Genomic DNA, 11,910 nt, shown 5'->3' on the forward strand with positions numbered 1-11,910 from the left:
GTGCAACAGCTTTTCCTCCAGCTCGAATTTTTCGCTGATATCTTCCATCTGCAAGACCAGGGCCGGGGCGCCGGGCAGCTGGATCTTGTACATGGTCAGGCGCAGGACCTTCTCGCCGCCATCGGCGTGGATCACCGAAAAATTGTCGTAAAAACAGGGCTTGCCGCTCAGCAGGACCTTGAAGTAGTCCTCCTTCAGCGTGTGCAGCATCGGCAGGCGTTCGAACAGTTGCTTGTCCTTGAACTGGTCCAGCGGCTGGGCCAACATTTTTTCAGCCGCCGGGTTCATGGTGATGACCTCGGCGCTCTCGTTGCCGATGACGATCGCCGAAGGGGAATACTCGACGATTTTTTCAAAGAACTGCTGCAGCTCGCGGATCTCGTTGCGCTGGATCTTCAGCGAATCCGACATTCTATTGAAGACATTCGCCAGTTCGCCGATCTCGTCCTTGGACTCGAGCGTCATGCGGATGTCGTAATTTCCCGCGGCGATGGCTTCGGCGCCATGGGCGAGCTTGACGATGGGGGCGGTGAGCCTTCGGCCCAGCAGGATGCTGGTCAGGATTACGAAAAAGGCGATCAGCAGCGACGAGGTGACCAGGCTGGTGATGCCGACCTGCTTGGCTACCATGATCTTTTCAACGTTGACCGCGACCAGGATTTTCCCCACTTTTTTCTTCTGGTAGTCGTCCACGGCGAAGGAGTCCAGCAGGTAGCGGTCGCTCCCCGGCCGGAAGCGGACCATGTCTTCCGGGTTGGCCGCGCCCAGGCGCGGGAAAATCATCTCGCCGTTGCTGTCCACCAGAGTGGAGGTGACCGGACGCTCCAGGGCGTAGACCATGATGTCGGTCCGCGATTTTTCCTTGAGCTGATCGGTGAATTCCAAGTTGAAGGGGATTTCCAGCAGCAGCGATCCCTTGAGCCCGAGGGTTTCCTGGTCGATGATCGGCGACACGGCGGCCATGCACAGGTTTTTGTTGACCAGAAAAATCCCGGCCTCGCGGATCAGCGGGTCCCGCTTCTTGTTCAAGAAGGTGATCCGATCCAGGTTTTCCTCGCCAATGTAGCTTTCCGACGAATTGTCATGGCTGACGACGATCTTCCCCGCCGGATCAAGCACCTTGATGTTGATGTTGGGGAAGAAGAAATTCTTGAATTCCAGGGCCATGGCCAGATCGTCCGGCCGGTCCGTATTTTCGCTGATCTCCTTCAATTCCGACAGGAACAGCGCCTTGCGCACCAGGTCGCTCAGGTTTTCCAGAAACACGCTTTGCGTCAGTTTTTTGGCGGCGGCGATCTCCTCCCGGGCCATCCTTTCGTAGCGGCGGGAGATGGAGATGATCGAAAAATTCAGGGAGATGACCATGGAAAGGACGGCGATGAAAATCAGCGAGAGGAGAAGCTTGGCTTTGATCTTCATTGCGGCGACAGATCGAAGAGGAAGACCTTCCCCAGCGGATTGGGCTGCACGCGGCCGATCCTCTGGTTGAAGATGATGACCCGCTTGTCCTGGTACATGGGAATGACCAGCCCGTCGGCAATGATGGTGCGGTTGATGTCGCAATACAGGGATTCACGTTTTTTCGCGTCGCGTTCGCACCGGGCCGCCTTCAGGAGGTTGTCCAAATCAAGGCGCTTGGCGCCGGCGATGTTGGCCAATCCCTGCGCCTGCAGCTGCGCCGACAGCAACGGGAATATCATGCTGTCCGGGTCGGGGTAATCGGCGACCCAGCCCGCGTAGGCCAGATCGTATTCGCCCCGGGCGATCCGCGCCGCCAGAGCCTGGACGTCCAGGCGAGTGAGTTTCACGCGGATGCCGATCTGTTTCAGGTTTCTGGCATACATGGACAGCAGCTGAAAGAGCAGCCCGTCGTCCTTTTGCAGGAGCATTTCCAGCTGGATCTCGCCGCTGATGCCCTCTTTTTTCAGCAGGGCCCGGGCTTTGTCCAGGGAAAATCGGCTGGCCGGCGCCTGGCCTTCATCGGCGACCAGTCCCTTGGGCAGCAGCGTATGGACGGGCAGCACGTAATCCTGGAACACCAGTTTCAGCGCCCGCGGGTCCCAGGCGCAGCCCAGGGCTTGGCGAACCCCCTTGCGGTGCAACGGCGGCCTGGCGGCGTTGATGACGAGAAAGGTCACGGACAGGTACGGCGTGGCCGTGATCCTGACCCAGTCCTGTTTTTTATAGCTGACCATTTTGGATATCGAGTAGGTGTTGAGGATGTCCAATGTCCCCTGCTGGAACGAGTTGTTCAATACTTCGCCCCGGGGTTCGATGGTATCGATGTATTGATCAATCTTGGGCCGGCCCTGCCAATAGTCCGTGTTGGCCGCCAGCACCAGGCGTTTGTTCCTTTGCCAGGAATCCAGCCGGAAGGGGCCTGAGCCCACGGGCTGGTGGGCGAAATCGGCCCCGGCCTTTTTGACGGCGCTCGGGGAGACAATGGCGGCGCACTCGACGGTCAGCGTGGCCAGGAAGGGGAAAAACGGCTCGCTGAGGATGAATTCCACTTGCTGCGCGTCTATTTTCCTGACCGTTTTTAAAAAAGCGAATATGTCGGCAAACAGGGGAAAATCGTGATGGCGGTTCGGATTGGCCGGGTCCATTTGCCTGAAAAAGGTGAAGACGACGGCGTCGGCGTCCAGGGGGGTGCCGTCGTGAAAGCGCACGCCGCGGCGCAATTGGAACGTCCAGGTCAGGCCGTCTAGGCTGGTTTCCCAGCTGACGGCCAGCGACGGTTCGATCTTGGCTGTCTGCGGGTTGAAGCGCACCAGGGTGTCGAAAATGTTGTAGACGTAGAAAGCCGATGTGTCGTCCCAAGAGCGGGCGGGATCGATCCCCTCCGGTTCCCGCAGGCTTCCCGAGCGCACCACGCGCTCGGCGGCCAGCGGAACGGTCATGACAACGATCAGCGGCAGCAGAGCGGCCAGAACCCTTGTTTTTATTTTCATTGATTAGACTCCATGGTAACGTCGCGGAACAGGATCTGCCCGAGGGGAGTGAAGCCGAGGCCTTTAATTTTCTTGTTGCAGGCTACGGTGTCGATCGGGTAGCACAGAGGGACCCAAGGTACATCTTTGCTCAGGATAGCCAGCGCTTCCTCGTAGATCTGGCTGCGCTGGCGTGCATCCATGGTGGTCTTGCCCAGGTCGAGCAGGCGTGTCAGCACGGGGTTTTCGTAGAAGAAACGGTTGCGGTTGCCGGGCGAAAAGGTGAACAACGGGTAAAGGAAAAAATCGGGATCAGGATCGGTCGTCCAGCCCATGAGCAGGAGGTCGTGTTCGCCGCGGTTGGCGATGCGCACGAGCTCGGTGAAGGGAAGCCTGATTTTCTTAATATTGATTTTTATTTTCTTGGCGTAGATGGCCAGCAGGTCGGCGATCTCCTGGATGCCCTCCTGGCCGTCTGGGAAGTACAGCGTGCAATCGAAGCCGTTTTCCAGCCCTTCTTTTTTCAGCAGGGCGCGGGCGGCTTTCAGGTCGAAGTCTGGTGACGGGGCGGGATTGCCGGCGGGATAAATTGGCGGCGGCAGGGGCGAGTAGGCCGGTTCGGCCAGCTTCTGGTAAATCTGCTTGATCATGCTTTCCTTGCTGATGATGTGTAGGAAGGCGGCCCGCACCTCCCTGCGGTCGAAAGGCTTTTTCCTGGTGTTGAAGCCCAGGTAACGGGTGGAAATCGATGGGTTTCTTAAAATGGCGATCTCATTACGCAGCGACAGTTCCTCGTACTCCTTGGCCGACTGAATGACGGTCATGTCGGCGCTGCCGTTCTTGATCTGCAGCAGCCGGCCCAGGGAGTCGGGCATGACCTTGAAGATGATCTTTTCGGAGTTGCCCGCTCCCGCCCAGTAGTCCGGATTGCGGGTCAGGATCAGCGATTTGCCCTTCGACCAGCTGGAAAAGCGGAACGGCCCGGTGCCGACCGGGAAATATGGGGACGCCTGGCTGGCGGCTGGAGCCTGGATAAAGGCGGCGGTATCGGCCAGGGCGATGAGAAAGGGGGCGTAAGGGCGGTCGAGGCTGATGTCGACGCTGAATGGGTCAGCGCTGCGGATGTCGGTGATGAAGGAGAAGAGAAAACTCAGGCGCTGGTAAAGGATCTGCTTTTTCCCGAGCCGGCTGCGGAAGGTGTCGAGGACGGCGCGGGCGTCGAAGGGGCTGTTGTCGTGGAAGGTGACGCCGCGGCGCAGGATGAAGCGCCAGTGCCGGCCGTCGTCGCTTACATTCCACGACGTAGCCAGGCAGGGCTCGATCGCGGTCGTGTTTTTTCTGAAGCGCACCAACCCTTCGAAGATGTTGGCCAAAATTTCGGTGGAGTAAAAATCGTCGACTTGCCAGGGATTAAGGCTGATGGCGTCGGCCGGACGCAGGTAGATGATGGAAGCCCCCTCGCCGGCGGCCGGAATACTCCCCGCCAGCGCCATCGCCAAAATCAAGGCCACAATTCTCATTGTCAAGATTATAGAATATCTTTTTATTATTTTCAATTTTTATTGCCAACCGCCACCGCAACGGCGCGACATGACGCAAACGGCCTATTTCTTATCCGCGAGCAGCGCCTGCATCACGTTGTTTTTCCCGGAGCGCTTGGCTTCATACAGGGCTTGATCGGCAATGTCGATCAGCTCGCTCACGTCGCGGATCGCGTTTTCATATTGGCAAACTCCGGCGCTGATGGTGGTCTTGATCTTGAAGTGGAGATGATTCAGGGCGAAGTCCTCGACGTTCTTCCTGAGGCGGATGGCCAGCTGAAAGGCGCCGTCGATGGTCGTCTCGGGAAGGATGACCAGGAATTCTTCGCCGCCGATCCTGCCGGTGATGTCCTGCCCGCGCAGTGTCTGCGTCAGCAGCTCGGCAAAACTCTTCAGGTATTCGTCGCCGGCCAGATGCCCGTAGTGATCGTTGATCTGCTTGAAATCATCGATGTCGATGATGATGATGCTGTAGGCCCTGTTGCTGCGCCGGGCGATGCGGCTGATGCTTTCCAGTTCGTTGATGATGAATCTGCGATTGTAGAGGCCGGTATGGCTGTCGCGTACGGCGTAATTGAACAATTTGGCGTGGTACTCTTTTTCGAGCTCGTCGCTGTAGCTCAAGCTCAGCACGGTGTCGCCGACCTGGATCTTGTCGCCGCCGTGAATCGGGGACTCTTCAATCCGTTCGCCGTTGACGTAGGTGCCGTTGGTCGAGTCCAGGTCCTTGATGGTCACCCGTTCGACGTCCTGGCTGGTTTTGCTGATGGAGATTTCGCAATGGACCTTGCTGACCTTTTCATCGCTGATGGCGATTTCGTTGCCGTCGTCCCGGCCGAGAAGGGTCGTGAGTTTTTCCAGCAGGAAGTGCTTGCCGAAGTCGATGTCGTTGCCGCCGATGACGGTCAGGATGATCGAGTGCTCGATTTTCTGCAATCCGTCGGGAAGGATGTCGAACTTGCGGTCACAGATTGTTTTATCCCACGAATCGATCATCTCTGCTTGGCACCTATCCTTTTGTCATATAAATTATCTTAACATCTTTGTCAAAAAAAAACAATAAGCGGGAGCAGGCCCGCCGCGGCCGCCTGCCAGGGGCCCGGTGCGCCGGGCCCACCCAGCTTATGGTTCCGCGAACCGCTTCAGGTCGTCCCGGGAAAAGATCCATTCCGGCGTCGCCAGCGTAGCCCCGAAGTCAACGGCGTACCAGGGACCTTTTCCCTGGCGGCCGCTGCCCGGATTGCGCAGGATCTGGATTTCCTGGGCCGGCATGTAGCTTTGGGCCAGAAGAAAAACCGTCGCCCCGGCCTGACTGTCGACGGCCAGGTCGACGACGATGACGGCGTGGCCGGGAGAACCTCCCTGGATGAAGACATCGCCGATCTGCAGGTCGGCCAGGCGCGCAGGTTTGAGCTCCCCGGCGAGCGAGCGCGTCCCGGCATAGCTGAAGACGGCTTCCAGGTAGGCCCAGAAGTCGCGGTAAGCGTTGGCCGGGCCATGGGCTTGAGTCCAGTGCGCCCGGTTTCCTTGGACGACGATCCGCTTCCCCCGCATCCACTCGGAATAATCGGCGCGGAAGCCGTTGCTGAAATTGAAGTGAATTTCGCCAAAGCGCCCTTGCCGGTAGAGGTATTCGGCGCGTAGGCGAATCACGGCGTCGGCGCATTGCTGGAGATCCTTGTCGCCGATGGCCAGGTCGACCACGGCGTCGTAGATGTCGGCATTCGTCTTTATCCGGCCGTCGTAAAGGCGTACCAGCGCCGGGTGGGGCTTCAAAGGCAGCCGACGCAGGTAGGCGGCGAAGGAGTCCGCCTCGACCTGGACGCGGGCAAATCCGGGCGGTACGCGGAAGCGGCTTTCAATGGTCGAACCAACGGGATCGATCCAGGCGTCGGAGCTGTTTTCAGGCAGAGGCCCGGAAAGCGGGCACCGGGCCGGGGCAGGAGAGGGCGCCAGGACGAGGAACCATAAGGCCGTCAGCAGGGCGAGGGGCCGCCGCTTGTTTGTGCTGGAGCGATTCTTCGGGGCCATTCATTCATTATAGCGCCTTTTTTCCGTTTTGCCACTCCATCCGCTTCAGCGGAGAAAAAAAGGTCGGTCCTTTTTTCGGGCATTGACTATCCTACCTGCATTTGCTGGCAGCGGTCCTTGACGATGCGCGAAAGTCTGTACAGGTAGATGTCGCTGCGCCTTGTGCGCTGGAGATCGCCGCGCTTGATTTCGAGCCAGAAAAGGGACAGTTTTTCCAATGCCTGGCACGAGGCGGCGATGGTTTTGGCGACGGTGCCGTTGTCCTGGCCGACCAGCTTGCGCAGCTCGCGGTTCTTGCTGAAGATCTGTTCCTGGTAGTCCCAGACATTGCCGTCGTTGAGCGAGCCCAAGTTGTTGATTTCCCTGAAAACGGCCCCTCTGACGTCCTTTTCCAGCAGCAAGTCCACCTGATAGCGGATGAACTCGCGAAACTGTTCGGCCGGGTTGACCGGCACGGCGGCGATGTCTCTGGGATCGGGGATGTGGGACAGGAAGCCGAGCAAATATTGCAGGGTCCGGCTGACTTGCTCGCTGCGCTCCTGGTTTCTGAAAAATTCTTCGAGGGTGGCGGCGGATAGCATTTTGTCGGTTCGCTCGGACAATACTTCAACCCAGTGGCCCTCTGTTTTTTTAAGGAAGAAACTGGCTTCCTGTTTCAGCAAATCCACTTGCTCGGGATCATCCGGGATTTCAGCAGCGAAATTTTCAATAATTTTCATTTGTTTTCAATTTGGGCTCATAATTGACCTTCTTCGGCAGATGGTCGACTTTGAGAAGTTCTTCCACCGTGATGCAGTCTTTCTTGAAAAACAGGCAGCCGCACTTTGGGCAAACCTCCGGCAATTCGTGCGGCGGCTGGTAGTCAAATTGGCATTTTTCGTCGTAGACCTCCTCGAAAAGAAGCTCATTTTCATCGGCGGGGCAGTAATAGAGGGTACGGGCTTTCATTGCCTTACTCCATTGGCAGGAAGCGGCCTTGCCGGGTGAAGGGCGATTTCTGCCGTTGATCGCTATGCAAAACAGGTGCCAATTACGCTTACATCCTGAAAGTCAATGTGGACAAGGTTTTTTGCGTTCCAAAGCCGAAATGCCGCTGTGCCAAAGTGTCTCATTTTGGAACACACGCCGCTGTTCCATAAAAGAACCCTCGCCGGCAGAGTATTTTCAGGGCCATCGGATGTCCCATTTTGGGACAGGAAAGGGCATGATGGGACGACTGGATGCAAAAATACCACTATGGTTGCAATTCACATTTGTATGGGGTATGATAAAAGAGCATCGGGTATTGGAAAGAAAGGGAAAATCCATTTCCCGGACCGGCGCTTGCCAGGAGGAGCATGATATTTTTTAGAATGCCGAAGATGATCATCGGCAACCGCACGCTGCCCCTGCCGATCATCCAGGGCGGCATGGGGGTGGGAATTTCCCTCGCCAACCTGGCTTCGGCCGTCGCCGAGCAGGGGGGCATGGGGGTCATTGCCGCCAACGGCATCGGCATGATCGAACCCGACTACTACTCAGACGGCCGGGCTGCCAATATCAGGGCCCTGCGCAGCGAGATCAGGCGGGCCCGGGCCATGAGCAAGGGGCTGATCGGCGTCAACATTATGGTCGCGGCCAACGATTTTCAGCAGCTCCTGGATACGGCCATCGAGGAAAAGGTCGACGCCCTTTTCATGGGCGCCGGTCTGCCGATCAAGAACATCCCGATAGCCAGGATCCGCGCCGCCAATGTGCTCGTCGTGCCCATCGTCTCCTCCGGGCGTGCCGCCGAGCTCATCTTCAAGTACTGGCAAAAAACATACAACGACGTCCCCGACGCCGTGGTGGTCGAAGGACCCCTGGCCGGGGGCCATCTCGGCTTCAAGGCCGAGACGCTCCGTGACGCGGACCAGGCCCTGGAAGTTCTCGTTCCCCAGGTGATCGCCGCTTTGGAAAGATTCCAGGGATGGCCTGCGCCGCCGAGGACATCGTCATCATCAAAAGCCCGGTTGGCCTTCCGGGCCGCGCCATCCGCAACCGTTTCCTGGACAATGCCGCCGCCGGCATCCGCAACGTCAACCGCTGCGCCTGGCGCTGCCTGGACCAGTGCGACATCCGCCACGCCGATTATTGCATCTCGGCCGCGCTGGACAACGCCCGCCAGGGAATGTTGGACCAGGGATTCGCCTTCTGCGGCGCCAACGCCTACCGGGTCGAGCAGATCGTCACCGTGCCGGTGTTGCTCGATTCGCTCAAGCACGAGTACGAAGCCGCGCTGGTCAAGAGCCTGGTCACGCTGAAGGATGAGTATCTGCAGACCATCGAGAACCGGCTGGCCGGCTTGCGCCGCGACTACGGCCAGGCCCGGCAGCGGCTCTGCCAGCTCGGCGCCGAATACGGCCGGGCCTGGGAAAGAAAGATCCATTCGATCATGGAAGAATACCACCGGGTGCGCAACCTGTCCGACATGCTCAAGGATGAGTATGAAAGCGCCTTTAAAAAATTGAACCTTTTCAAGGAGCGCTTCCCGGAAAAGCTGGCCGAGTTGCAGGCGCTGCTGCGCCAGTTCCAGACCGATTTGGTGCTGGCCCCGGTGCTGTAAACGCAAAGGTTTTTAGCGCCGGCTGCCCCGGATGCCTCCGGGATGGCGCGGCTTGAAAAAAACTGTTAAAAATGTCATATCCATTCCGGAGGTCGGCATGAAAATAAAAATCTTTTTGATAGTATTGATCATTGTCCAGGCCGCGGCTGCCGCCGCTGAGCCTGGGCCAGCCCGCCGCTGGACGGCCGAAATCGAGTCTGGGGCGGTGTTTTCGGGCTATAACGACGCGCGCATCCCCAATGCCGGCGGCACGCTGTTCTCCCTTTCCGAAGACCTTGCCATCGCGGCCAAGCCCTACTACCGGCTGCGCGTCTCCTATGCCCTTTCGCGCCGCCACGAGCTGTCGCTGCTCTATGCGCCGCTGACCCTGAAGGCGGCGGGCCGCCTGCCGGCCGACGTGTCGTTTACCGGCGTTCTGTTCCCCAAGGCGACCGAGGTGGAGGGCATCTACACCTTCAATTCCTACCGCCTGACCTACCGCTACCGGCTGGTGGACAAAGCGCGGCTGCGCCTGGATGTCGGCTTCACGGCCAAGATCCGCGATGCCGAGATCGCCCTGGCCGGCGCGGCGCTGAATGCCTCAAAGACCAATGTCGGCTTTGTGCCGCTGCTCCATCTCCGCCTGGACTGGGAATGGAGCGACAGGCTCGGCGTGCTGCTGGAGGCCGACGCGGCCGCCGCCAAGCAGGGCCGGGCCGAGGACGTGCTGCTGGCCCTGAATTGGCGCCTTTCGCCGCGGACGCAATTGCGTTTCGGCTACCGCTTCGTCGAGGGCGGCGCCGATGTCGACGAGGTGTATAATTTCGCCTGGATCCACTACCTGGCCGCCGGGCTGGCGTTCGCATTTTAGTGATCCGCTGTTCAGCTTGCTGGGGTGACGCGGCGGCTTCCTTGTAACGCCTATGGCCGGCAATTATTTTTTTCGGAAAAGCGGCTGAAATTTTTTTAAAAAACTGTTACACTGCATCCATGCGGCAAGAAAAAATACTGATTTGCTACAACGAACCAGTCGGCATCTACGATAATTATTCGGGAAAAAGCGCCAATGCCGCGGAAATCGAGGATTCCTCGGATCCCGGCTTGACCCCCCAGGTCAGCGAGATCCAGAAGATCCTGCAGCAAAAGTTCCTCCAGGTCGAGACCCTCTCCTTCAGCCGCGATTTTGCCAAGGCGCTGCGGCGCATCCTGCAGCTGACGCCGGACATCATCCTCAATTTCGTGGAGGCCCTGGAAGGCGACACCAATTTCGAGGGCCATATCGCCGGCGCCTTCGAGATCCTGGACATCGAGTTCACCGGCAACCGCGCGCTGACCCTGGGCAACTGCTTGAACAAGCTCAAGACCAAGCAGATCCTGAGGTCGCTGGGCGTGCGCAGCCCAAGATCCATGCTGGCGCGGCCCAACGGCAAGCTCGAGGAAGGGGCGCTCAAGCTGAAATTCCCGCTTATCCTCAAGCTGAACAAGGAGGATGCCAGCATCGGCATTTCCGAGGATTCGGTGGTCGGTGATTTTGCCGGCCTGCAGCGGCAGCTGAAATTTTTATTCGACAATTACCGCCAGGATGTGCTGATCGAGGAATGCCTGCCTGGGCGGGAGATCAGCGCCGCCATCCTCGGCGACCGGGTGCTGCCGCTCTCCGAGATTTCCTATGCCGACCTGCCGGCCCATCTGCCCAAGATCGTCACCTATGAGGCCAAGTGGTCGCCGCACAGCGCCTACTGCCTGGGCACGACGCCGGTCTGCCCGGCCGAGGTGGACGAGCCGCTGCGCCTGCTGATCGAAAAAACGGCCCTGGCCGCGTTCAACGCCATGGATTGCCGCGACTACGCGCGGGTCGATTTCCGCCTCAGCCCCAGGAACATCCCCCATGTCATCGACGTCAATCCCAATCCCGACCTGTCGCCCGATGCCGGCTTCATCCGTTCGGCGTCCCGCGCCGGACTCAGCTATGAGGATGTGTTGTTCGCCCTGGTCGAATTCGCCCTGCAGCGCGGCAGCGCCAGCGGCCGCCCCATCGCCGAACGGCGAAAACACCTGGAAACCTATCTGCAGGAATTGAAAAGCTGAATGCCGACGGTTGGCGTTCCGGGATGCATAGCGCCGCTTTTGGTTTACTCGCTCTCGGGGATGATGATGTCTACCGATTCGAAGCCCAGCAAGCGGAAGAATTTTTCCAGCATCTGCCGTCCCTGCTCGGCGCTGTTCTTCAGGATCCCCTTTTCCCTGGCGTTGCGGTCGAAGATGCGCCGGGCGTCCTCGTGGAATTTTTTGCTCTCCTCGAAGCTGATCTCCCCGTCCTCGATGAAGGTTTCGAAGCCGCTGGGGTTGATGATCACTTCCAGTATTCGGGCCGGCGGCAGCTTGACCACGATCGACTTGTCGCGGCGGATGATCGATTTTTCGCTCAGTTCCGACAGGTCGAAGCCGGAGATCACCTCGCCCTTGGCGATGAAGATCAGCCGCTTGTCGGCGCTGAGCACCGGGGTGCGGATGATGCCGGTGTCGTAAACGGTTTCGTCGTAGAAAGTCTGGGTGAACATCTGGGCGATATTCTTCACCTGCTGGATGATGACCGGGGTTTCGTCGATGCGCGACTGCTGGATATGAAAAATACTGCTCAATGAAGGCAGTAGGCCGATCTTGGCCAGCGGGTTGTAGAGCATGAAGACGATGAAAAGCAGCAGGACGATCTGGAGGATGGCGAGTAGTCTTTTCATGGCCGCCCCCCTTTTCCCCTGAAAACGACATGCACTGCCTGGAAGCCCATTTTCTTCAGCCACGATTCGAGCAGGATCCGGGCGTTGCGCGCCGCCCGCTGCAGGAT

The 11,910-nt window shown here is 58.7% G+C and carries 10 protein-coding genes and 1 pseudogene; 3 read left to right on the top strand and 8 right to left on the bottom strand.

From position 1 onward, the window contains the following. The 7 genes from NTW95_06260 to NTW95_06290 form a co-directional block, all read right to left on the bottom strand. Nucleotides 1-1,419 (bottom strand): HAMP domain-containing protein (locus tag NTW95_06260; GenBank protein ID MCX6557023.1); only part of this gene is annotated, 1,419 nt, incomplete at its 3' end. Continuing rightward, a complete protein-coding gene (locus tag NTW95_06265; GenBank protein MCX6557024.1) occupies nt 1,416-2,951 on the bottom strand; it encodes an ABC transporter substrate-binding protein in 1,536 nt (511 codons plus the stop codon). The genes NTW95_06260 and NTW95_06265, both read right to left, overlap by 4 nt. Then, nucleotides 2,948-4,450: an ABC transporter substrate-binding protein gene (locus tag NTW95_06270; protein ID MCX6557025.1), complete on the bottom strand. Its 1,503-nt coding sequence runs from the start codon at nt 4,448-4,450 to the stop codon at nt 2,948-2,950. The genes NTW95_06265 and NTW95_06270 overlap by 4 nt, the downstream gene beginning before the upstream one ends. Before the next feature lie 84 nt (nt 4,451-4,534). Continuing rightward, nucleotides 4,535-5,467 (bottom strand): GGDEF domain-containing protein, encoded by a 933-nt coding sequence (locus tag NTW95_06275; protein ID MCX6557026.1) that lies wholly within the window; start codon nt 5,465-5,467, stop codon nt 4,535-4,537. A gap of 126 nt (nt 5,468-5,593) precedes the next feature. After that, nucleotides 5,594-6,502, bottom strand: a complete 909-nt coding sequence (locus NTW95_06280; protein MCX6557027.1) for a DUF4846 domain-containing protein — start codon at nt 6,500-6,502, stop codon at nt 5,594-5,596. Nucleotides 6,503-6,588: 86 nt separating this feature from the next. Beyond that, a complete protein-coding gene (locus NTW95_06285; GenBank protein MCX6557028.1) occupies nt 6,589-7,221 on the bottom strand; it encodes a hypothetical protein in 633 nt (210 codons plus the stop codon). After that, nucleotides 7,208-7,450, bottom strand: coding sequence for a hypothetical protein (locus NTW95_06290; GenBank protein MCX6557029.1), 243 nt, complete (start codon nt 7,448-7,450; stop codon nt 7,208-7,210). The genes NTW95_06285 and NTW95_06290 overlap by 14 nt, the downstream gene beginning before the upstream one ends. Before the next feature lie 389 nt (nt 7,451-7,839). On the opposite strand from NTW95_06290, the pseudogene NTW95_06295 reads away from it, so the two are divergent. From NTW95_06295 to NTW95_06305, 3 genes and pseudogenes are all read left to right on the top strand, one after another. Then, nucleotides 7,840-8,768 (top strand): annotated as a pseudogene (locus tag NTW95_06295) (nitronate monooxygenase). A gap of 415 nt (nt 8,769-9,183) precedes the next feature. Continuing rightward, nucleotides 9,184-9,936 (top strand): hypothetical protein, encoded by a 753-nt coding sequence (locus NTW95_06300; GenBank protein MCX6557030.1) that lies wholly within the window; start codon nt 9,184-9,186, stop codon nt 9,934-9,936. A 119-nt stretch (nt 9,937-10,055) separates the two neighbouring features. Then, entirely contained in the window at nt 10,056-11,153 is a 1,098-nt protein-coding gene (locus NTW95_06305; GenBank protein MCX6557031.1) for a D-alanine--D-alanine ligase, read from the top strand. Between the two features lie 44 nt (nt 11,154-11,197). Here NTW95_06305 and NTW95_06310 read toward each other — a convergent pair whose 3' ends face one another. Next, nucleotides 11,198-11,803, bottom strand: a complete 606-nt coding sequence (locus tag NTW95_06310; protein ID MCX6557032.1) for a DUF4230 domain-containing protein — start codon at nt 11,801-11,803, stop codon at nt 11,198-11,200. Nucleotides 11,804-11,910: the final 107 nt, after the last annotated feature.

The organism is Candidatus Aminicenantes bacterium (genome assembly GCA_026393795.1).
In the GTDB taxonomy this organism is placed as follows: domain Bacteria; phylum Acidobacteriota; class Aminicenantia; order UBA2199; family UBA2199; genus UBA2199.

Excerpts from the sequence above, each read along its gene's own strand:
- NTW95_06265 (MCX6557024.1), bottom strand. The coding sequence starts at position 2,951 with ATGAAAATAAAAACAAGGGTTCTGGCCGCTCTGCTGCCGCTGATCGTT.
- NTW95_06270 (MCX6557025.1), bottom strand. The coding sequence starts at position 4,450 with ATGAGAATTGTGGCCTTGATTTTGGCGATGGCGCTGGCGGGGAGTATT.
- NTW95_06275 (MCX6557026.1), bottom strand. The coding sequence starts at position 5,467 with ATGATCGATTCGTGGGATAAAACAATCTGTGACCGCAAGTTCGACATC.
- NTW95_06280 (MCX6557027.1), bottom strand. The coding sequence starts at position 6,502 with ATGGCCCCGAAGAATCGCTCCAGCACAAACAAGCGGCGGCCCCTCGCC.
- NTW95_06285 (MCX6557028.1), bottom strand. The coding sequence starts at position 7,221 with ATGAAAATTATTGAAAATTTCGCTGCTGAAATCCCGGATGATCCCGAG.
- NTW95_06290 (MCX6557029.1), bottom strand. The coding sequence starts at position 7,450 with ATGAAAGCCCGTACCCTCTATTACTGCCCCGCCGATGAAAATGAGCTT.
- NTW95_06300 (MCX6557030.1), top strand. The coding sequence starts at position 9,184 with ATGAAAATAAAAATCTTTTTGATAGTATTGATCATTGTCCAGGCCGCG.
- NTW95_06305 (MCX6557031.1), top strand. The coding sequence starts at position 10,056 with ATGCGGCAAGAAAAAATACTGATTTGCTACAACGAACCAGTCGGCATC.
- NTW95_06310 (MCX6557032.1), bottom strand. The coding sequence starts at position 11,803 with ATGAAAAGACTACTCGCCATCCTCCAGATCGTCCTGCTGCTTTTCATC.